At 64.2% G+C, this 20,702-nt stretch carries 24 protein-coding genes and 1 pseudogene; 14 read left to right on the top strand and 11 right to left on the bottom strand.

What is annotated here, in order from left to right:
* Positions 1-176 precede the first annotated feature (176 nt).
* Both B4393_RS20840 and B4393_RS20835 read left to right on the top strand, forming a co-directional pair.
* Positions 177-749, top strand: coding sequence for a nuclear transport factor 2 family protein (locus B4393_RS20840; RefSeq protein ID WP_078335713.1), 573 nt, complete (start codon positions 177-179; stop codon positions 747-749).
* A gap of 24 nt (positions 750-773) precedes the next feature.
* On the top strand, positions 774-1,628 hold the full coding sequence (locus B4393_RS20835; RefSeq protein ID WP_078335695.1) for an N-acetylmuramoyl-L-alanine amidase-like domain-containing protein: 855 nt from the start codon (positions 774-776) through the stop codon (positions 1,626-1,628).
* Here B4393_RS20835 and B4393_RS27595 read toward each other — a convergent pair.
* On the bottom strand, positions 1,611-1,955 hold the full coding sequence (locus B4393_RS27595) for a hypothetical protein (RefSeq protein WP_133285879.1): 345 nt from the start codon (positions 1,953-1,955) through the stop codon (positions 1,611-1,613). The genes B4393_RS20835 and B4393_RS27595 overlap by 18 nt on opposite strands.
* A gap of 9 nt (positions 1,956-1,964) precedes the next feature.
* On the bottom strand, positions 1,965-2,621 hold the full coding sequence (locus B4393_RS20830) for an MspA family porin (RefSeq protein ID WP_236743201.1): 657 nt from the start codon (positions 2,619-2,621) through the stop codon (positions 1,965-1,967).
* 84 nt (positions 2,622-2,705) lie between these two features.
* Here B4393_RS20830 and B4393_RS20825 point away from each other — a divergent pair, with 84 nt between their 5' ends.
* Positions 2,706-3,170 (top strand): MarR family winged helix-turn-helix transcriptional regulator, encoded by a 465-nt coding sequence (locus B4393_RS20825; protein WP_078335694.1) that lies wholly within the window; start codon positions 2,706-2,708, stop codon positions 3,168-3,170.
* Between the two features lie 51 nt (positions 3,171-3,221).
* Here B4393_RS20825 and B4393_RS20820 read toward each other — a convergent pair whose 3' ends face one another.
* Both B4393_RS20820 and B4393_RS20815 read right to left on the bottom strand, forming a co-directional pair.
* Positions 3,222-3,590, bottom strand: a complete 369-nt coding sequence (locus B4393_RS20820) for a SpoIIAA family protein (RefSeq protein ID WP_078335693.1) — start codon at positions 3,588-3,590, stop codon at positions 3,222-3,224.
* A 70-nt stretch (positions 3,591-3,660) separates the two neighbouring features.
* A complete protein-coding gene (locus B4393_RS20815) occupies positions 3,661-4,704 on the bottom strand; it encodes an acyltransferase family protein (RefSeq protein ID WP_078335711.1) in 1,044 nt (347 codons plus the stop codon).
* 262 nt (positions 4,705-4,966) lie between these two features.
* Here B4393_RS20815 and B4393_RS20810 point away from each other — a divergent pair, with 262 nt between their 5' ends.
* A complete protein-coding gene (locus B4393_RS20810; protein ID WP_078335692.1) occupies positions 4,967-5,719 on the top strand; it encodes an SIR2 family NAD-dependent protein deacylase in 753 nt (250 codons plus the stop codon).
* A 325-nt stretch (positions 5,720-6,044) separates the two neighbouring features.
* Positions 6,045-6,959 carry an SDR family NAD(P)-dependent oxidoreductase gene (locus tag B4393_RS20805; RefSeq protein ID WP_078335691.1) on the top strand — a complete coding sequence of 305 codons (915 nt, stop codon included), beginning with the start codon at positions 6,045-6,047 and terminating at the stop codon, positions 6,957-6,959.
* 7 nt (positions 6,960-6,966) lie between these two features.
* On the opposite strand, the pseudogene B4393_RS20800 reads toward B4393_RS20805, so the two are convergent.
* The 4 genes and pseudogenes from B4393_RS20800 to B4393_RS20785 form a co-directional block, all read right to left on the bottom strand.
* Positions 6,967-7,086: pseudogene (locus B4393_RS20800) on the bottom strand (pyrimidine dimer DNA glycosylase/endonuclease V); the annotation flags it as partial.
* 3 nt (positions 7,087-7,089) lie between these two features.
* The gene (locus tag B4393_RS20795) at positions 7,090-7,977 is read right to left on the bottom strand and encodes an SDR family NAD(P)-dependent oxidoreductase (RefSeq protein WP_078335690.1); all 888 of its coding nucleotides are present in this window, start codon (positions 7,975-7,977) and stop codon (positions 7,090-7,092) included.
* Positions 7,978-8,236: 259 nt separating this feature from the next.
* A complete protein-coding gene (locus B4393_RS27865; protein ID WP_078335689.1) occupies positions 8,237-8,428 on the bottom strand; it encodes a PASTA domain-containing protein in 192 nt (63 codons plus the stop codon).
* 119 nt (positions 8,429-8,547) lie between these two features.
* Complete coding sequence (locus B4393_RS20785) at positions 8,548-10,086, bottom strand: acyl-CoA synthetase (protein ID WP_078335688.1); 1,539 nt, start codon at positions 10,084-10,086, stop codon at positions 8,548-8,550.
* A gap of 144 nt (positions 10,087-10,230) precedes the next feature.
* Between B4393_RS20785 and B4393_RS27295 the strand changes: the two genes are divergently transcribed.
* The 5 genes from B4393_RS27295 (at position 10,231) to B4393_RS20765 (ending at position 14,382) form a co-directional block, all read left to right on the top strand.
* Positions 10,231-10,386, top strand: coding sequence for a hypothetical protein (locus B4393_RS27295; protein ID WP_109558521.1), 156 nt, complete (start codon positions 10,231-10,233; stop codon positions 10,384-10,386).
* A gap of 4 nt (positions 10,387-10,390) precedes the next feature.
* The gene (locus B4393_RS20780) at positions 10,391-11,521 is read left to right on the top strand and encodes a YeiH family protein (protein ID WP_078335687.1); all 1,131 of its coding nucleotides are present in this window, start codon (positions 10,391-10,393) and stop codon (positions 11,519-11,521) included.
* A 92-nt stretch (positions 11,522-11,613) separates the two neighbouring features.
* Positions 11,614-12,930, top strand: coding sequence for a cytosine permease (locus tag B4393_RS20775; protein WP_078335686.1), 1,317 nt, complete (start codon positions 11,614-11,616; stop codon positions 12,928-12,930).
* Positions 12,927-13,604 carry a biuret amidohydrolase gene (gene biuH, locus B4393_RS20770; protein WP_078335685.1) on the top strand — a complete coding sequence of 226 codons (678 nt, stop codon included), beginning with the start codon at positions 12,927-12,929 and terminating at the stop codon, positions 13,602-13,604. The genes B4393_RS20775 and biuH overlap by 4 nt, the downstream gene beginning before the upstream one ends.
* 58 nt (positions 13,605-13,662) lie before the next feature.
* Positions 13,663-14,382 (top strand): DUF2275 domain-containing protein, encoded by a 720-nt coding sequence (locus B4393_RS20765; protein ID WP_078335684.1) that lies wholly within the window; start codon positions 13,663-13,665, stop codon positions 14,380-14,382.
* Here B4393_RS20765 and B4393_RS20760 read toward each other — a convergent pair.
* Positions 14,371-15,783 (bottom strand): PepSY-associated TM helix domain-containing protein, encoded by a 1,413-nt coding sequence (locus B4393_RS20760; protein WP_078335683.1) that lies wholly within the window; start codon positions 15,781-15,783, stop codon positions 14,371-14,373. The genes B4393_RS20765 and B4393_RS20760 overlap by 12 nt on opposite strands.
* Before the next feature lie 76 nt (positions 15,784-15,859).
* Here B4393_RS20760 and sigC point away from each other — a divergent pair, with 76 nt between their 5' ends.
* A complete protein-coding gene (sigC, locus tag B4393_RS20755; RefSeq protein WP_070938832.1) occupies positions 15,860-16,411 on the top strand; it encodes an RNA polymerase sigma factor SigC in 552 nt (183 codons plus the stop codon).
* Here sigC and B4393_RS20750 read toward each other — a convergent pair.
* The gene (locus B4393_RS20750; protein WP_078335682.1) at positions 16,408-16,899 is read right to left on the bottom strand and encodes an SRPBCC family protein; all 492 of its coding nucleotides are present in this window, start codon (positions 16,897-16,899) and stop codon (positions 16,408-16,410) included. The two genes, sigC and B4393_RS20750, sit on opposite strands and share 4 nt — an antisense overlap.
* Before the next feature lie 32 nt (positions 16,900-16,931).
* On the opposite strand from B4393_RS20750, the gene B4393_RS20745 reads away from it, so the two are divergent.
* Positions 16,932-17,948, top strand: coding sequence for an LLM class flavin-dependent oxidoreductase (locus B4393_RS20745; protein ID WP_078335710.1), 1,017 nt, complete (start codon positions 16,932-16,934; stop codon positions 17,946-17,948).
* Here B4393_RS20745 and B4393_RS20740 read toward each other — a convergent pair.
* The gene (locus B4393_RS20740; RefSeq protein WP_078335681.1) at positions 17,945-18,607 is read right to left on the bottom strand and encodes an NAD(P)H-binding protein; all 663 of its coding nucleotides are present in this window, start codon (positions 18,605-18,607) and stop codon (positions 17,945-17,947) included. The two genes, B4393_RS20745 and B4393_RS20740, sit on opposite strands and share 4 nt — an antisense overlap.
* 181 nt (positions 18,608-18,788) lie before the next feature.
* On the opposite strand from B4393_RS20740, the gene B4393_RS20735 reads away from it, so the two are divergent.
* On the top strand, positions 18,789-19,598 hold the full coding sequence (locus B4393_RS20735) for an SDR family oxidoreductase (protein ID WP_078335680.1): 810 nt from the start codon (positions 18,789-18,791) through the stop codon (positions 19,596-19,598).
* Positions 19,599-19,650: 52 nt separating this feature from the next.
* Complete coding sequence (locus B4393_RS20730; protein ID WP_078335679.1) at positions 19,651-20,643, top strand: CobW family GTP-binding protein; 993 nt, start codon at positions 19,651-19,653, stop codon at positions 20,641-20,643.
* Positions 20,644-20,702: the final 59 nt, after the last annotated feature.

Raw genomic sequence — 20,702 nt, 5'->3', positions numbered from 1 at the left:
TGGGTTCGAATCCCCTTAGCTCCGCAATAATCCCAGGTCAGAGGGCCTGGGATTTTTTGTTTCTCGGGCCAAGACGCTTGTTGTCGTCTCGCCGTGTAGATCGCGGGCACTCTTAACTCCTCACGCTAAACGTTATGGTCGGGCTCAGTCGCCGCGTACTTGTGAAGGAGCTCCCGATGTCTCGCGTAGAGGATCGTCTCGTCATTGCCGACCTCTTGACGGGCTGGTTGCACCGCGACAATGGCCAGTGGGATGAGCTCGCCGCACTGTTCCACGAAGACGCGACAATATCGGTGACATGGTTCTCCGGAGCGGCACGGGATTTCGTCGCTGCCTCGCGTGATCACGGCGCCGGCAGTGCACGCAACAAGCATCTCATCGCTAGCCCGTATGTCACCTTTCATGGGGATCGCGCGCTCGCCGAGACGAACATCATGATCGTGGCCGACAGTCCAGAGGCGAGACTGGGCTGTGTGTCGCACGCTCGCTTCTTTGATCGGATCTCGCGGCGCGACGGGGTATGGCGCATCGAGCAGCGCAATGCGATCTACGACATTGCCGCGTTCACGTTTCCCGATGGCCCGGTCGATGTGGACCCGGAGGTGCTCGCGCGTCATCCGAGGGAGTACGCCGCATTCGCGTACTTCCTCGAGCTGACCGGCAGTGCGGTCGTCGAAGTGCAACCAACACGAGGCAGCGACCAGGAGGCCGCGATCAAAACGGCGGGGCATGAATGGCTTAGGGCTTGAGCGTCGAATCGGTAGCGTTGGTTGATGGGCTACTTGGGATCGCACGGGAAGGGCATCACGACAATGCGTCGAGTTCCGGAACGACCCCGCTACGGCCTATTCGTCGTCCTGGCGCTGATATGTGCGCTATGCGCCTCACCTGTCGCGTCCGCGGACACTGTGCAGATCTCCCCGGCGAATGAACGCAGGCTTCAAGAGCTGCTCGCCGAACGAAACCGCCTCGCGACCATGAACCCCGGGCAGCTGAGTGCCGGAGTGTCGGCCCTCTTTCTGCAGGTGCCCTACGGTGCCGACACCCTGGTTGGATCCGCTTCCGTCCCGGAACAATTGGTTGTCGAGCTCACACGCGTGGACTGCTTCACGTTCGCCGACTATGTCGAAGCGCTGAAGCGGTCCAGTAATCGTGCCGATTTCCTGGCGCAGCTGACCCAGATCCGTTATCGCGCAGGAGAAGTCAGCTTCACGCAGCGCCGCCACTTTTTCACCGACTGGGCCGCCGATGCGCCCATCAACGCCACCGACGTGACGGCGAGTCTTGGGGCGCCCACGGAGCAGGTAGCCAAGATGCTCAACCTGACGGATTCCGGTGGCAGTTACCTGCCTGGGCTTGTGCCGCGGCCACGCACAATTGTCTATGTGCCGAGTGCTCGTGTCTCCGACGGTGTCATCGCGAATCTTCGCGACGGTGATTACCTGGGCGCCTACGCGACGGCCGGCGGGCTCGACGTCACGCACGTAGGGATTTTCCTGCACACTCCAACCGGGCCGGTATTGCGCAACGCATCGTCATTGAAGGTGAACAACCAAGTTGTGGACACACCGCTGAGGGAGTACCTCGCTACGGTCCCGGGGATTGTGGTGCTACGGCCGACTCGCTGACCCTGCGACAGGACTGAGCGCGTCCGCCGAAGTCCGTACTCCCGAGATGCCGCCGGGAGCGTTGGGCGTAGCCGGAGGTGGTGCCACGGGGCTCAGTGCGTCGGCCGATACGGATACGCCCGAGCGTGCCGGGGGAAGCAGCGGAACCCCGATCGCCGCGGGGTATCCCGGTGGCCCGTACTGCAATGGCCCGATTACCGGCGGGGGTGGGGGTGTTACGGGGCCGGGGTCGGCGTGTGCGATACCCGTACCCACGGACAATGCCAGGATGGAGGCCACGCGCAGGGCGGTACCGTGATATCGGGGAATTCTGTTGAACAGCAACATTTGTCGCTCCTAATTGAGGACGTAGGGATCGCCGTATACGGACAACTGCGTCTGCTGTACGGCGCTGGCAACGGCGAATGTCGCGTAAGAGCGCACGGTCACCGGTCCGCCACAGGCATCCACTTTCACATGAACGTCTTGCATATCCAGTCGCCCCATGCCTGCCGTCACGGGCATCGTGCCCATCGCGACAGTGGTGATCACGCCCGGCTGTAGGTCGGTCTGCACAAAGCCGCCGATCGCGCCGGTGCCGCCCACCTGAACCCCCGGCTGGCCGCTGATGGTCGCGCCGACCGATCCCGCCAGCTGACCGGTGCCGCCAATCTGAAGACCCTGTGACACGTCGACCTGGCAGCCGACTTGGTAGCCCGCGACGAAATTGGCCGCGGTGACGGGATTGCTGCCGCTGCCGCCGATATTCGCTTGCGCGGACAGCGTCATGAACGCCTCGCGAGAGTTCTGCGCACCGGCCAAGTTGGGGACCGCATTGATCACCTCGCCCGAGAGGGCGACCGACAGGTGCCAGCCGTCGATGGTGGTGCGGTGGCTGGATTGCGGAGCCATTTCGACGGGCTCGGCCCAGCTGGTTGCCGATGTGGTGAGGGCCAAGCCGATCGCCACCACGATTGCTCCGGCGGTCAAGCCGGGCCGGTTCGATCTGTTCACAGTGGGTTCCTCCAATCAAATAGTTTGAGTAGAACTAATGATTTGATTAAAGCAGATGATACGAATGTATGTACTATTGGGGCCATGAGCGAGTTTCCGCCTGAGGATCACCCCAGCCCAGCGGGGTTATTCGGACCTCTGTTCGAGATCCTCCTGCGACGCATGCATGTCGAAGTGGCTGCCGTATTGGGTAAGCACGAACTGCGGCTGCTGCATATGGGTGTGCTCAACGTCTTGACTGCCGCAGGCAAGCAGTCGCAGGCGGACCTCGCCGAAGCCCTGCGTGTGGACAAGACCACCATGGTCGGGCTTTTGAACGACCTGGAAGCCGTTGGCTTCGTCGAGCGGCAGCGGTCCCCGGAGGACCGTCGCCGTCACGATGTGGTTATGACGCCGGTCGGTAAACGCCGGAACGCCGAGATAGTAGAGGCGCTCAGGGGAGCGGAGGGTCGGGTGCTGTCCGCCCTGAGTGCGACACAGCGATGTGAGCTGTTTGCGCTATTGGAACAGGCGTTTCTGGCGGGGGCCGCAGACCCGCGGCCGGTGTGAATCGTACGCGTCGCCTGATGGATGTCATTCCGGGATAGGAGTATTGATCACCTAATCGGCGGCCCAGGCTTTCGCGCGGTCCAGCTCGTCGAGACCGAACAACGAGATCTCACCGGGCACCATCCACGCGAGTGCGTGCAGGGTGTGCGCCACCCATTCCTTGTCGGTCACCACCGCGATCTTCTTGAAGGCCGAATGGTGCTGGAAAAGCATTCCGAAGCCCAGCTTCAGGTCTGCGGCGAGTCCGCCGGGTCCAAAGCCCTCGTAGTCGCTCGCGATCACCTCGACGATCCGCAGCTCATCGCCCGTCAGGGACTCTTCTATGGTCGGAGCGAGCTCGCGTAGCTCGTCGCCGGCCACCTTGCCGGACACCCGGAACCCCACGACTCCGTCGGGCATATCGGTCAGTGTTTCAATCATCCCTCCATGGTGCCGATCCCAGGGCGCGGCGCAAGAGGCGCCGGTAAAGCCGGCAGGCAACGTCGTTGCGTCAGGGCACCGGTGCACGTCTGAATCGAGTCTTGAGCGACATCGCATGTTTCTCTACGACGAACCAGCTCAGCGCGGCCAGTGGCAGGGTGACGGCAGCGGCGAGCAGGAAAAACACGAATGGTTTGAGGTCTGCTAGTCCCGCAACAGCCATCAACTGCTGGATCGGAAACGCGTAGATGTACACCCCATAGGACAAGTCGTTGCGCAGGGTGAGTCGTCTGTCGTGAATGAGCGCGCCGGACGTGATGACGACATAAGCGAGCGGGAGGGCACCGATGACGCGGTAATTTGAGGTCAGTCCCGAGAGTGTAAGTACGCCAACGCATATCATGACGAGTGACCATCGGGCGGGGAGCACATCTCGATACTGGTAAACAAGCGCTCCCGCCGCGAACATCAATGCGAATCGTGCCACCATCTGCGGAATAGTCTCCATCGCAAAGACGGGGTACGACAAATACGCTGCGGCACAAAGGAAGAACACAAACGCGGCGGGAATGACCCATCGCCGCGCCAGCATCCCCAGTACGCCCAAGATGGCTACTGCTATGTAGCAGACGAATTCGAAGATGAGTGTCCAGATCGATCCGTTCCAGATGCCTGGCCACGGAATGTCGCGTGGTGTTCCGTCGATACCCGCGTAGAACACATTCAGAACGGCGTTGTTGAGGAAGTACTCAACTGGTTTGAGGGAACCCATCAAGCCCGCCGCAGAGCCACCCTGGATCGCGACACTGACGGGTGCGATGACGAATGCGGTGATCGCCAGGCATACCCACAATCCGGGGAAGATGCGCAATGCCCGGGCGATGAAGTAGTCACGCAGATTCGGATTGCGCATCCAGCTTGCGGTGATGAGGAAGCCCGAGAGTGCGAAGAATCCGTCGACTCCTACCTGTGCGAGCAATCCCTCGTAGGCGGGGAAGGGTAGTCGATGTCCGGTGAGCGGCCAGGAATGCCACAAAATGACGGTCGTCGCCAACGCAAGTCGCCACGCGTTGAGCGCGTTTCGTCGAGGGTCGAATACCTGTCCGAGAGTCATGAGACCCCCCGAGTAGACCTGGATGCTCACCCGTAAGGGTGGTGTTGTCGAACTATGTGGCGAACGCTTTCGCCTTTTGTGCCGGCCGCGCTCGTGAGCACCCCGGCCGCGTTCCAGCGTCTGTGTGGCCATATCGGCCACTCGTGATCTTGATGAGCGCACCATACGCCCAATGAAGATCGTCTGTGTCGATTTCGCGCGCCGATAATTGAGAAACGCCCATTTTGGACGCGGGCGGTCGGTGTGGGTGAGAATTTGTTCGATGAAGCACACGCAGGTCCCCGAGGAACTGGTCGCCGCCGCGTCGAAGGCGCGCACCGTCGCGGTACTCACGGGCGCGGGCATGTCCGCCGAGAGCGGGCTGCCCACATTCCGTGATGTTCAGACGGGACTGTGGTCGAAATACGACCCGATGACGCTGGCGACACCGGAAGCCTGGAACGAGGACCCGGGGCTTGTCTGGGCCTGGTACCAGAATCGACGTATCCAGCTGCTGGACGTGCAGCCGAACGACGGGCATCGTGCGCTGGCGCGGTGGGGATCTCACCGCGACATCCGGATCGTCACTCAGAATGTCGATGACCTTCACGAGCGCGCGGGCAGCACGGACGTGACCCACGTTCACGGCAGCCTGCTCAAATCGCATTGTGACACCTGCCAGACCGGTTTCGAGGCGACGGTCGTCGCCCCCGAGTCCGAGCGGGTCGCGCCGCCCGAATGCGGCTGTGGCGGAAAGGTTCGGCCAAGCATCGTGTGGTTCGGGGAGATGCTTCCTGAGGTCGAATTCGGTCATGCCGTCGCGCATTCGCAGAACTGCGACCTGATGCTGCTCATCGGCACGTCCGGGATCGTGTACCCGGCGGCGGGACTCCCGCAGTTGGCATTGAGCCGTGGCGCCACCGTCGTCGAGATCAACCCGCATGAGACCGATCTGTCCGATCGTGCGGACCTGGTCTGGCGGGCCACCGCGGCCACCGCGCTACCGGCGCTTGTCGAGGCGCTGTCGCTGTCTTGAGTAGCGCTGGTTCTTTATGGGAAACAGGCGAAGCACCTGGACCCTCACTCCCAGGAGCACGGGGGCTGGGGTCCCATACTGCGGCGCGGTCGGAATCGGGCGTGCAGGTGCCCGGCTACGAGCGACAGCTGAGCCGGGGGTTTTGTCGCTCATAGCCGGGCACTGTCGAGTGGTCTTCTCGGAATCGCCCTCAGCGGCACGCCGCTCAAGATCACCCTTGCGCCACATACGTTATTTCCGATAACGTATCTGCCGAGGCGAGGGTTCAACTCAACGTCGAGATGAATTCAGATGGAGGCGTGTGTGTTTGGGGTGGGAGCAGTCAATGAATGACATCCGATTCGATGGACGGGTAGCCATCGTCACCGGTGCGGGAGGCGGGCTCGGGCGTGAGTACGCGCTGTTGCTGGCCAGTCGCGGCGCCAAGGTCGTGGTCAACGACATCGGATCGCCCGACGAGCTGCTGGGCACCGGCAGTTCCGATACCCCGGCCAGCTCGGTGGTGGCCGAAATTCAGGCGCTCGGCGGTGAAGCCATCGCCGATACGCACACCGTCGCCACCGGAGACGGCGGACGTGCCATCGTCGGCGCCGCGCTGGACACCTGGGGGCGGGTCGACATCGTCATCAATAACGCGGGAATCGTCGGGCCCATCAAGGCTTTCGCCGAACTCACCGATGGGGACGTGGACACCGTTCTCGGCGTTCAGCTGCTCGGGCCGTTCAACGTGCTGCGCCCGGCGTGGAAGGCCATGGTCGACCAGGGATACGGGCGAATCCTGAACATCTCCTCGGGCAGCATGTTCGGGCAGGGGGAGGCCTGCACCTATCCGACCGCAAAGGCCGGAATGATCGGCATGACAACCAATCTGGGCCTCGCGGGACCGGCGTACGGCATCAAGGTGAACGCGCTGCTCCCGGTCGGGTTCACCCGAATGGTGGAGAACATGCCCGAACCGGCGCTCAGTTGGCTTCGCGATACCTTCCCCGCCGCAGCTGTGGCACCGGTGGCGGCCTTCCTGGTATCCGATGACGTGCCTTGTTCGGGGGTCAGCTTCAGCGCCGGCGGCGGGCGATTCGCGCGGGTCTTCCTCGGCGAGGCGCAGGGTGTCACCTCGGCTCAGCTCACCATCGAAGAGGTGCGCGACACATTCGGGGCAGCGATGGAGACCGACGGTGCCGCGACCATCGCCAACGTCGGTGACGAACTCGCGCTCTACGCGGCCACATTGGCCGGGTAGTGAGACCTCACGCCGGGTAATCCGGCAGCACCTTCTCCCAGCCTTCGATCTCTCCGCGAACCGGCCGGAAGATGGGATGCGGGCGTAGTCTGCGTGGGTTTTCTGCCGCGAGTAGATCCGGATCACGGTGTTACAGATTCACCAGCTCGCCGGAGCGCCGCCACAGTCCTTCTTGCGCCTGCAGGTTGGAACGGATTCGTACGGCCGGCAAGAGGCCCAGTCCAGGGGTGGAGGTGAAGAACTGCCCGGTGATACTTGCGAGATCCTCATCGAGCACCAACCGGATTCCCATCTTGGCGCCCTGATCGGGCCGTCGCACGAATGGTGTGCGCGAGGCAAGGCCCGTCGCCGCGGTGAGCACGCGGCTGTCCCGAACCAGTCCGGTCGACACCATGCCGGGGCAGAAGCAGTTGACCGTCACGCCGGTGCCCTCGAGGCGCCGCGCAAGTTCCTGGGTGAACAAGATGTTCATCAGCTTTGACTGGCCGTACCGAACCTCCGAGCGGATCGCCTTGTAGCGGCGTGGTTCTGTGAATCGCTCCAAGTCGATACGCGGCCACGACCGATGCGCCTCGGAAGCGGTGACGACGATGCGTGCACGATCCGCGGCGATGATCGGATCCAGTAGCAGGTTGGTCAGCAGAAACGGCCCGAGGTGGTTGGTCGCGGTCATCAGGTCAAAGCCGTCGGTGCTGGGCTTGCCGGTGAGGGAGTGGATGCCGGCGTTGTTCACCAGCGTGTCGATCCGGGGGTGTGTCGCGGCGATCTCGCGTGCTGCGGCCCGCACCGAGTCCAGGTCGGCGAGGTCGGCCTGGATGTACTCCGGCGCCGTGATCGCGCCGTTCTCGGCCGCCAGTTCACGGACCGTCTCGGTGGCCTTGTCGGGATCCCGGGCCAGCAGGGTCAGCAGCGCCCCGCGCCGCGCCAGAGCCCGGGCAATCTCCTTTCCGATTCCGTTGGTCGCACCGGTGATGACGATCCGGGAACCGGCGATAGGGCGATCTGGATAGGTGGCCATGACCCTCCTCAGTGAGTGAACTCCGCGCATTCAAATTCTGTTGACATGCGAATGCTGCGAGCATCTCAATGGAGTGCCGCCGTGTCAAGAGGGGGCGAATGGCGGCGGGAGGCCGGACCGGGGCATGGGGAGCTGGCCTGGGGTCAAGACGAATCGAATCCGCGTCGCGGCCGTGCCGGGCAGACGGCTGTGCGGTGATGTCCGCGGGTGCGGTCTCGTGAAGAGTAGCCCGGTAATGCTCGAAAGGTGCTGCTGCGCCTTAGGTTCCGAAAGTAAGGGTGATCTTCGCGCCCGGCTCGAGGTGAGCCCCTGCGGTGGGGTCCTGTGCGATGATCCGGGACTTCTTACTCGGGTCGTCGACGGGAATTTCCTTGGTGGCCACGTTGACCCTGCCCAACTTGCGCAGCAGGGGTTTCACGTCACTCCACTGCAGTCCGGTCAGATTGGGCATGACACCCGGTTGAACTGTGGGCACCGTGACGCTCGGCGCGCTCGATGGCCCCTCCTGTGTGGCGGATGTCGAACACCCTGTCAGTAACCCCGCGGCAACGCAGATCGCGGCCACCGTCCTCATTGAGCCCCCTCCCAATATTTCTGGCGCACCTGTCCTTTGGCGAGCTTACCGGTGGGGGTGCGCGGAAGGGTATCGGTGAAGTCAAAGCTACGGGGCACCTTGTACCGGGCGATGCGCTCACACAGAAATTCGGCGAGCTCGGCGGCGAGAGCCTCTCGATCCACCGAGGGATCCTCGGGTTGCACCACCGCCTTTACCGATTCGCCCATCTCGGCATCGGGCACCCCGATGACGGCGACATCCAACACGGCAGGGTGCAGCGCCAGCGCATTTTCGATCTCCTGGGGGTAGATGTTCACGCCCCCGGAAATGATCATGAATGCCTTGCGGTCGGTCAAGAACAGGAAGCCCTCGTCGTCGACGTAGCCGATATCGCCCGTCGTCGTCCACGTCTCATGATTGGGATGGCAAGCGCTACGCGTCTTTTCGTCGTCGTTGTGATAGGCGAACGGCAGCTCGTCTCGCTCGAAATACACCAGCCCGGCCTCACCGGCGGGAAGCTCGGCGCCTTCTTCGTCGCAGATATGCAGTACCCCGAGTGCGGGGCTGCCGACCGAACCCGGCCGCTTGAGCCAGGTCTCGCAGTCGATGAAGGTGACACCATTGCCCTCGGTGGAGGAGTAGTACTCGTACAGGATCGGGCCCCACCAATCGATCATCGACTGTTTCACCTCGATGGGGCATGGCGCGGCGGCATGCACGGCGACCTTGAGTGAGGAAACGTCGTATCGGTCCCGGATTTCTTTGGGCAGCTTCAGCATTCGCACAAACATCGTCGGAACCCATTGGCTGTGGGTTATCCGGTGTTTCTCGATGGCCGCCAGCGCCTCTTCGGCGCCGAAGCGTTCCATGACCACCGCGGTGCCACCCATCGACTGCACAAAGCCGCAAAACCGCAGCGGTGCCGCGTGATAGATCGGTGCCGGCGACAGATACACGGTGTCGGCGTTGAATCCGTACAGATGGGCGAAAAGCATCGCGAATGGACTTGGCTCATCGATCTGCCGGTCCATGAGCGGAACCTTGATTCCCTTGGGCCGACCGGTCGTTCCCGAGGAGTACAGCATGTCCGACCCGGCGGGCTGTGAGGGGAGCGGCTCGTCGGCGGCATTTTCGAGCGCCTCTTCGTACGAGTCGTACCCGGGCACCTCGCCGCCGAATGCCAGGCGCAGCGTGACTGCCGGAATGTCGTCGAGGATCGCCTCGGCCTGCTCTCGCACACCGGCGGCGACCACGAGTGCCGTGGAGCCGGAATCGTTGACGATGTAGCTGACTTCCGCGGGCGCCAGGTGATGGTTGACCGACGTGATGTACAGCCCGGACCGCAGTGCGGCCCAGTACACGACGAACACCTCGGGAACGTTGTCGCTGAGCAGCGCCACGTGATCGCCTCTGCGTAGACCGCTGTCATACCAGTGGCGGGCCAACCGCCGGGACTGCTCGTCCAACTCTCCGTAGGTGAGCGTGGCCCCGGAGCCTGCCATCACGACGGCGGGCTTGTCGGGGAACTGGGCTGCGTGGGTGCCTGGATACACGGGACGAGGACCTTCCGACGGCGTTGTCTGCGGGCGTCGTCGACTGTACTTGACAGGGTGTCAAGTTTGATCCGGGGCCTGGCCTCGACTCAATACGAGCGGATGTCTTGCGGGCCTGGTGGCGCAGCAGAAAGATTTCCGTCCGTGACCGACGAACAGTCCGGCGCCTCGACACCCGCCGCGGACCAGCCCACAACATCTCTCATCGCGCGCATAGGCGTCGACTGGTGGGCAACCATCATCGCCGGTGTGATCGCCCTACTGGCCGTGGCCAATGTGCTGCCGAAGATTCCGTGGTGACCCGATGACTTCAAAGACCGAGACACAAACCGCCGCCGAGGCATACGAAGACCCTGAGGCGAGTTTCACCTCGCACCGCCCACTCGACTACGTGCCCGGCATCCTGCTGCTCATCGGCGTGGGTCTGCTGGGCAAGTACGCGCAGATTTGGTGGAAAGATCTGGCCAAGGCGCAGCACTGGACGGTGCCCGACATCGAATATGTCTTGTGGGCCATCGTGATCGGCCTGCTGATCACCAACACCATCGGGCTACATCGCATCTTCCGGCCCGGGGTGCAGACCTACGAGTTCTGGCTCAAGATCGGCATCGTGGCGCTCGGTGCGCGATTCGTGCTGGGCGACGTCCTCAAGTTGGGTGGCACCAGCCTGGTGCAGATCCTGGTGGACATGACCGTGGCCGGTTCCATCATCTTGTTGGCGGCCAGATGGTTTGGGCTGAGCGGAAAGTTGGGATCGCTGCTCGCCATCGGCACCTCGATCTGCGGGGTGTCGGCCATCATCGCGGCCAAGGGCGCCATCCGGGCCCGCAATTCCGACGTCAGCTACGCCATCGCGTCCATTCTGGCGCTCGGCGCGGTGGCATTGTTCACCCTGCCGGCGATCGGACACGGGCTTGGCCTCACTGACTACGAGTTCGGTTTGTGGGCGGGCCTGGCCGTCGACAACACCGCCGAGACGGTCGCCACGGGGCGCCTCTACTCCGAGCATGCTGGTGACATCGCAACGGTCGTCAAATCCACCCGCAACGCGCTCATCGGGTTCGTGGTGCTCGGTTTCGCGCTGTACTGGGCGGCCCGCGGTGAGGCGGACAACGTCGCTCCCGGACTGAAGGCCAGGGCCGCGTTCGTGTGGGACAAGTTCCCCAAGTTCGTTCTGGGCTTCCTGGCCGTATCCGCCGTCGTGACCCTCGGGTGGCTGACAAAGGGTCAGGTCAACAACCTGGTCAATGTGTCCAAGTGGGCATTTCTGCTGACCTTCGCCGGAGTGGGGCTGAACACCAATTTCCGGGAGATCGCTCGCAGCGGCTGGCGCCCGCTCGTCGTCGCGGTGATCGGTCTGGTGGTGGTGGCGGCGGTGTCTCTGGGCCTGGTTCTACTGACATCACGGGTGTTTGGCTGGGGCGCGCACGCCTAGACCCCCCGGTATTGAACCGGGGGGGGTGTCGTCACGCACACGTAACCGGTGCGGACCGCGCGTGCAACATCGTGCCGAGATCCTGTGCGTCGATGACCACAGAAGTCGCTGCTTCGTCAGACGTCACTGCCGCCGACGCCCCCGAATCCGGGAGCTCCGAGTACGAGAACGAACCGGTTCCGCAACACGCGCGACGAAGCCTGATCTCCGTTGGCGCGGTGTGGCTCGGATTCCCGATGATCCTGACCTGCGCCGTATTTGGCGGGCTCGTCGTCTACTCGCTGGGCTTTTGGCGCGGGATGTTGGCGATCGCATTGGGCAACGCCGTGCTGACCGGCTACGTCGGTGCATTGAGTTACCTCGCAGGTAAGACGGGAAAGAACTTCGCGCTCATCGCGATCGGGACATTCGGGACGCTCGGATACCGGGTGGTCTCCGGCTTCCTGGCTACCGTGGTGATCGGTTGGTTCGCGTTCCAGACGGGTCTCACCGGATCGGTGTTGGCCAGCAGCGCAGGATGGGACGCGCGGTGGACGGCCCTGGCCGCAGGCATCGGCTATGTGACGGTGACGCTGCTCGGCATCAGGGCGCTGTCGGTGATCGGCCTGGTTGCCGCGCCGCTATATCTGTTGCTGGGTGCGGTGGCTATTGCTCTGGCCCTGCGTAATTCGACGCTTGCGGACGCCTTCGGCTATGGCGGAGGAGCGGGCGGGGCCGCGATGAGCATGGGCGCCGCGGTTACCCTGGTGGTCGCCTGTTTCATCGATTCAGGGACCATGACCGCGGACTTCACCCGCTGGTCTCGCAGTGGGCGCCAAGGCTTTTGGGCCTCTTTTGCGGCCTTCCCGCTCGGCAACGCCATTGCCATGGTGATCGGCGGCCTGATCGTTGCCCTGGGTGCCGCACCTTCACCCGGTACGGACGGCGGCAATTTCCTCGGCGCGCTGATCGGCGCGGGCGGTTGGCTGGTGCCGGTCTCCATAGCGTTCGTTTTCGTCAACCTGGGGTCGGTCTGCACGCATTGCCTGTACAACGGCGCGGTCGGCTGGAGCCAACTCGCCGGTCAGAAGATGCGGCTGCTGGCCGTGCTGCTCGGCTCGGTGGGGGTGTTGTTGGCGGTGCTGGGTGTGTGGTCGCAGTTCGAGCAGTGGCTGACCCTCTTGGGTGTGGTGGTTCCGCCCATCGGAACGGTGCTCATCCTTGACCAGTTAGTGTTGCCGCGTTTCGGATTCACCACGGGTGACGCGGCGATTCGTTGGGAGTCCTTCGGGGCCTGGGCGGCGGGCGCGGCGTCGGCGTTGGCCGCACATCTGTGGGCGCCGCAGTTTTCCGACGCTCTGGTGGGAATGGTGACCGCCGCACTTGTCTATGTCGCGATACGCCACGCGCGGCGCGGGGTGTCGGCATGACGGGGCAGGTGGACGCACAGCCGTACCCGTGGCCGTTTGACGGCCCCGTGGACCCCGCGCACACCGCCGTGCTGTGCATCGATTGGCAGGTCGATTTCTGCGGTCCCGGCGGGTACGTCGACACCATGGGTTATGACCTATCGCTGACGCGTGCAGGTTTGGAACCGACGGCACGTGTGCTCGCGGCGACACGGGCCGCAGGGATGACCATCATTCACACTCGCGAGGGCCATCGACCGGATCTCTCGGACTTGCCGGCCAACAAACGATGGCGGTCTGCCCGGATTGGCGCCGAGATCGGCGTGGCTGGGCCTTGCGGGCGGATCCTGGTTCAGGGGGAACCAGGATGGGAAATTGTGCCGGAGGTGGCCCCGCTGCCGGGCGAGCCCGTCATCGACAAGCCGGGCAAGGGGGCCTTCTACGCAACCGATCTCGATTTGGTGCTGCGCACCCGCGGCATTCGGTACATCGTGCTGACGGGCATCACGACAGATGTCTGCGTGCACACCACCATGCGCGAGGCCAACGATCGAGGCTTTGAATGCCTCATCTTGTCCGATTGCACCGGTGCGACCGATCCCGGAAACCACGCCGCCGCGCTCAAGATGGTGACCATGCAGGGCGGGGTGTTCGGTGCCGTTGCGGACTCGAATCAGCTGCTCGCGGCGCTGTAGAGGTCCGCAGATCAGGGGTCTTCACACCTAAGTTCACGCGATAGGCGACCATAGAGGGGTGAACTGTCAGGAAGTGCGCGAGCAGCTGTCGGCGTGGGTCGACGGTGAGCAGGCGAGCGTCGCGCGCAAGCGTCTGGATGAGCATGTGCTCTCCTGCGCGTCCTGCCGGGAATGGCTGGGACGGGCGCGCGGACTGGATCGTCAGTTCGCCTACGCGCGTTCGGCCCCGACGCGCGACCTCACCGGACAGATCCTGGCAGCCGCGGCCGTCGAACCCCTCACGCCAATGGCCCGGTACGCGCACTGGGCGCGTCAGAACATCAACCGGTGCGCACTGGTGCTCATCGGGCTGCTTCAGCTAGGTGTGGCCGGGATGCAAGTCGCGGGAATCGACTTCGGGATGGTGTCGTCGCATCACCACGGTGCGATGACCGGCGAGCATCTGATGAACGAATCCACCGCCTGGGTGGTGGCCCTCGGCGTGGCCATGGTGATCGCCGGTGTGCGTCCCGCCGCCGCGGCCGGAATGGCAACGGTGCTGGGCGCATTCGCGCTCGTGCTCACCGGGTACGTGATCAACGACGCCGTCAACGATCAGGTGACATTGGCGCGCGTCATCAGCCACTCGCCGGTACTACTCGGGTTGATCTTCGCGCTGCTGGTGCTGCGTGACTACCGTGCCGGACGTACACCGCCGAACCAGCATCGCGCGGTGTTCCTCGACGAAGTGGCTGCGGGGGAGCGGCATCTGCGCTCCACCGACAACTCAGCCGCCTGACGCCCCGGCGCGGCGGTTCGCCACGAACCCCCAGACAAGGTCGACGGCGAGGAACGCCGCCAGTGAGATTCCCAGCAGCGGCATGAACCAGCCGGCTCCGATCACAGCTGCCGCCACCCCGGCCAATTCCAGCGGTTTGAGAGCAAGTAGGCCGCCCCGTCGCGGCGGTACGGACCAGCGGCCACTCTTGGTCGGGCGCCTGCGCCACCACATCAGATAGCCGCGGGTGATCACGGTGATGAGACCAATCACGATGAGCGCGACCAGAATCTGATTCGGGATGCCGAACAGGACGCCCATGTGCCCGTCGATCGCCCACTCCGTCGACTTCTGCAGCAGTGACCACTCCGAGAAATTACTGCGCCCGGTGATCTCCCCGTTGGCGGCATTCACGGTGATGGCGTCCAGATACGTCGGGATGTTGCGCTTGCGCTCGGAGACCAGCCATGCCGTGTTGGGCCCGGGCGGCGGTGTCATCCACAGCGGCCCACGCAGCCCGGCCTCACGCACCGTCTGCAGCACCGTGTTGACACCGGCCAGCGGCTCGCCGCCTGACGTCGCGGCGGCGCCATGGTGCTCATGTCCGGTCATCGGCGTGGCGGCAGCAGCCGGGTTGAGCTCGGTGGACAGCGCCGGGCGGATGGCCTGGGTGAGATCACCGATGTTGGTGCCGGCATAACGCGACCAGGTGAGCCCGGTAACCGAAAGCGCCAGCAGCCCAAGAACAATCCAGACCCCGACCGCGCCGTGCCAGGTCAATCTGCGCCGTCGCGGGGTGGCGTCCCGATCGGGGAGCGCGATCCTGCTCAGCCGTCCGGTACGGCGGCGGTAGCCGATCCACAGCAACAGCCCGCCCAGGGCGACCACCCACAGCCAGCTGGCCGCAAGTTCGCTGTAGTTGCGCCCGAACGCGCCCAGATGCAGGTTCCGGTGCAGCTCGTCGAACCAGGCGCGTACCGGCAGCCATTCGCCGTACGTGGTCAAGGTGCCGCGGATCTCCCCGCTGTACGGATCGACGAACACCGTGCGCGAGTAGTCGGCGGGAACGGTGTTGTCTTCGGGAACGGCCAGCACTACGCGGGTCGTATCGTCCGGCGCCGCCGGCGGGCGAATGGAGGTGACCGTGCCGGACGGCTGCGCCGCGGTCGCGACCGCCAGTTGTTGCGATAGCGGCAGCTGCTGGGATCCGACGGAATCGACCTTGAGCTCCTGGCGGTACACGACGGCATCGACCTGTCCCACCAGCGCGTACGCGAGCCCGGTCAGCGCCGCGATCAGCAGGAACGGGCCGACGAGGAGCCCCGCGTAGAAGTGCAGGCGCAGTACGATCGGTGCGAATCGCCCCCACACGGTGTTCGTCTGGGACTCGCGAGCATCGGGCCTGTCCTCGGTATAAGTCACGAAATATTGGTCGGATGAACCGGTTAAAGAGTTCCCGCTGTTCACCTGTGAACGTCTACGACATAGAGTAGGACTCGTGGCCACCGGCACCGACGACGAGCAGCTGCTTGAGCTTGCGCTGTCCGCCGGTCGTGGTGACCAATCCGCCCTCGAATCTTTGGTCAAGGCGACCCAGGGTGACGTGTGGCGATTCGTCGCCTACCTGGCCGATACCGGTGTCGCCGATGACCTCACCCAGGAGACATACCTGAGGGCCCTCGGCGCGCTGCCGCGGTTCGCGGGACGCTCGACGGTGCGCACCTGGCTGCTGTCGATCGCGCGCCGCGTGGTTGCCGACCATATTCGTCACCTGAAGTCCCGGCCGCGTATTGCGCACGGCGCCGACCTTGAGGAAGCGTCACTGCGCCGCCCGACACATCGGTTCGAGGAGTTGGTGGAGCTCAAGTCTCTGCTGGCAGCGCTCGACGACGACCGGCGCGAGGCGTTGGTGCTCACGCAGGTTGTAGGCCTGTCCTACGCGGAGACGGCGGATGTCTGCGGCTGTGCGATCGGCACCATCCGGTCGCGTGTGGCCCGGGCCCGCGATGAGCTGATCGGCTGGTCCGAGCCCGAGAACTTGACCGGCTAGCGCGACAGACGTTCGGCGATCTCGCGGAGGTTGGACTCCATTCCCGCCTGCCATTCCTGTAGGCGGCGTGACACGATGCGCGCTTCCTTCTCGGGCATGGCCTTGATCGCGGGTGTCAATCCCGAGGGGCCCGGACCGAGGCGCCCCCATTGCCGCACGATCACTCCATCACTGGCCGGTTCTACCTCGAAACCCCAACTCGCCGCATACGTCCCGCCCTCGGAGAGCACGTTCCACACCCAGCGAGACTCGGGCCCGACCTCGGTGATCTCCGAAATGGTTTCCCACCGGCTGCCATCCCCACCGTTGGTGCCCTTGAATCGCGCGCCCACCGCAACCTTGTCGGCGCCGTCCAGCCACTGGACGTCGATGAGCTCTCCTGTGCAGTAGGTGGGGAAGGAGATATCGGTGACCAGAGCCCACGCTTCGGCGACTGTTCCCGACATCCGTTGTGACACTTCGATAGTGGGACAGTCGCGGTATCGCATAGGCTGATCCTACGTCTGCGATGGAGGGTCGGATGCGAATTGGTGTGACGATCGAGCCGAGGTTGCCGGGTGCTGCCGACTTTGCGCGGCGGGCTGAGCGGCTGGGGGTGGCCTCGCTCTGGGTGCCCGAGGTATGGGGGTATGACGCCCTGACCGGTATTGCCTACCTGGCTGCCCACACCGAGACCATCGGCCTGGGGACCTTCGTGGTTCAGCTGGGCTCGCGGTCACCGGCGATGCTGGCGACGTCGGCGCTGAGCATCCAACAGCTCTCCGGCGGGCGCTTCATTCTCGGAGTGGGCGCCTCGGGCCCGCAGGTGATGGAGGGCTGGCACGGGGTGCGCTTCACCAAGCCGGTGCAGACCACCCGGGAAACCATCGACATCGTCCGGATCGTGGCCCGAGGGGAGCGGCTTCAGTACGAGGGGCAGGTGTACACGTTGCCGTTGCCGGGCAGTTCCGGAAAACCCTTGCGGCCCATGGTGGCACCGCAGGGCGTGCCCATCTACATCGCAGCCATGGGTCCGGCGAATCTGGCGCTCACCGGCGAACTTGCCGACGGCTGGCTCGGTAACTCCTTCATCCCGGAACTCTCCGAGGTGTTCCTCGGCCCCATCGGGGAGGCGGCGGTGGCCGCCGGACGGGAGCTGAGCGATATCGATTTGGTGGCACCGGTTGCTCTCGAATTCGCCGATACCGCAACCGATGCCGCAGCCGCGATCAAGCGTCACGCTTCCGGATATGCCTTCACCATCGGCGCCATGGGTGCGTCCGGGCGAAACTTCTACAACGAGGCATTCACCCGGCTCGGATACGGCGATGGCGTCCGTACGGTGGAATCGCTGTGGCGTGCCGGAGATCGGGAAGCGGCACGAGACGCTGTTCCCGAGGACCTGGGTCGGCTGACCAACCTCGTCGGTACCGACGAGATGATCGGCGAACGACTGGAACGCTATCGCGCGGCAGGCATCTCGACGCTGCTGGTCAAGTTGGACACTCCGTACGACGAGCAGCTACGCACCCTCGATCGGCTGTTCGCTTTGCTCTAGAGCGCGGCGATCGCGCTGGTGATCGGTGTGGGCCCTTCGGTGAGGAACAGGACCTGGTGCGTTGTATTCGGAGTCGTCAGCAGCCCCGCCACCACCGTCGCAACATCGGCCCGCGAGACGGACCCGCGCTCGATCATGCTGGACGACAAAGTAACTGAACCGGTCGGTGCCGCGTCGGTGAGTAGGCCCGGGCGCAGGATCGTCCAGTCCAAGTCGTCACGTGCGCGCAGGTCTTCCTCGGCGGCCGTCTTCGCGATCACGTAGGCGATCCACGATTCGTCGCCTTCGGTCGGTGCGGGCTCCCCGGCGCCGAACGCACTGATCTGAATGAACCGGCGGATCTGTGCGTGTTCTGATGCGCTGGCCAAGAGAACGGCGGCGGCCCGGTCGACGGTGTCCTTGCGGGCCGGCCCGCTGCCCGGTCCGGCACCGGCGGCGAAGACCGCGGCATCGGCTCCCGCCAGCGCCGCCGCGACGGTTTCTGTGTCGGCTGATTCCAGGTCTAGAACCAGCGGCTCAGCGCCCCATGCCCGGACGTCGGCGGCGTGATCGGGATTGCGGATCAACGCGACGGCAGTATCGCCGCGTGCGGCCAGCAGGCGGATGAGATGCGCGGCGATCTGACCGTGACCACCGGCGATGACGACCTTCTGCGGCATGGTGTTCCCTTCGTGAGCCCTCGAGCGACAACTCCGACGGTAGTTCGGGCATTCCCGGGCGGGGGAGTCTCACAAGGTGCGCTTGTTAGCTGTCAATCATCTTTTGTTGGCTTTGGTTAGGGCGACCCCATAGCGTTGAAGCTTGCCCGACACGGGCGACTGACTGCTACGAGGAGTAGACATGGTCGACATCCCACAGACAATCGATCCGGTTCAGCCCTACCGGCCGCAGGAGCGGCCGCTGGCGGGGAAGGTCGCGGTGGTTACCGGGGCATCGGCCAACATGGGTGCGGCACTTGCACAGACGCTGGCGTACGACGGCGCTCAGATCGTGGTGCACTATCGCAGCGATAACAAGTCAGCGATGGCCGCGGACGTCGTTCGGCAGATCCAGGAGTCCGGCGGCGAGGCGGTCAGCTTCCAGGCTGACCTTTCCGTTCCGGAGAACTGCACCAAGGTCGCCGACGCCACCTTCGAGGCGTTTGGCCGCTGGGACATCCTGATCAACACCGCGGGGATGATTGTGCGGAAACCCCTGGCGGATATCACCGAAGACGAATATGACGGTGTTTTCAACGCCAACGCCAAGACGGTGTTCTTCATGATGCGCGAGGCTGCGCGCCGGATGGCCGACAACGGGCGGATCCTGAGCTTCGTCACGACCATGGTGGGGGCGCTAGCGCCCACGTACAGTGCCTACGCCGGATCCAAGGCCCCCGTGGAGCATTTCACCAAGGCGCTGGCCAAAGAGGTTGGTGGCAGGGGGATCACCGTCAACTGCATCGCGCCCGGCCCCTTGCAGACGAGCTTCTTCTATCCCGCCGAATCCGACGAGAACATCGGATGGCTGGAGTCGATGAGCATCAACGGCCAGATCGGTCGCGGCGATGACATCCTGCCGGTGGCCAGGCTGCTGGTGCTTCCGGAATCGGGGTGGACCACGGCCCAGACGATTTTCGTCAACGGCGGCATCATCTCCACCATCAACTAGTTGACGGGCTTACCTACACTGGCACTGTGCGGAGAAGTGTCGAGAACACAGCTTGATCCCGGTCACCATCGTCTCCGGCTTCTTGGGTGCCGGCAAGACAACGCTGCTGAACAACCTGTTGCGCAACACCCTGGGTGTTCGAATTGGCGTGGTAGTCAATGACTTCGGTGCCATCAACATTGACGCCATGCTGGTCGCCGGTCAGGTCGACTCGACCATGACGATGTCCAACGGATGCCTGTGCTGTGCCGCCGAGGACGACGAACTGGGCGCCATGCTGACCACCCTCGCCGGCCGGGATATCGACGCCATCGTCATCGAGGCGAGCGGGCTGGCCGAGCCGCTGCCCTTGGTGCGGATGGTGCTCGCCGCGACGGCCGAGGACCGCCGGATCGGTTACGGAGGGCTGGTCACCGTCGTCGACACCGCCCAGTACGAGGACGTCGCGGCCCGGCATCCGGAGGTCGTCCAGCACCTGGACTTGGCGGATCTGGTGGTTCTCAACAAGATTGACCTGGCCGACGCAGGAGATCGCACTCACCTACGTGCCGTCGTCAAGGAACGTAACCCGCGTGCGTCGATCGTGGAGACCGCCGGGGCCGATGTGGACCCCCGGCTGCTGTTCGACAAGAAGGAACGGCCTGCGCCGGTCGGTCAGCTCTCGCTTGAGGACCTCATTCGCGAGGACCACGGTCATGAGCACCATGCGCACCATCACTATGAGACGGTGGAGTTCGCCACCGAGCAGCCGCTGCATCCGCGACGGCTCATCGAGTTCCTCGACAGCCAGCCCGCCGGTGTCTATCGCATCAAGGGCCTGGTGCGGTTGGGTGACAAGATGCTGGCCGTGCACACCGTGGGAGACCACATCAGTATCGACAAGGTGCCCAAACGAGCCGATTTCTCGTCGGGGGCGAGTCTGGTGCTCATCGGCACCCATCTGGACGGTGACACCATCACCGAACGTCTGCGCGTCCTCGTCGACGATCCTCCCGATCCCGACCACGAACGATCGATGCTGGTTCTGGGAAAGTATTTGCGCTAATCAGACGCCGCGTCTACTGTTGTTCACGTGTTGTACTTCTCCGGTCATCTCGTAGTAGC

This window comes from Mycobacteroides franklinii, assembly GCF_002013895.1.
Taxonomy (GTDB): domain Bacteria; phylum Actinomycetota; class Actinomycetes; order Mycobacteriales; family Mycobacteriaceae; genus Mycobacterium; species Mycobacterium franklinii.
This window is presented reverse-complemented; position numbering and strand designations above follow the sequence as displayed.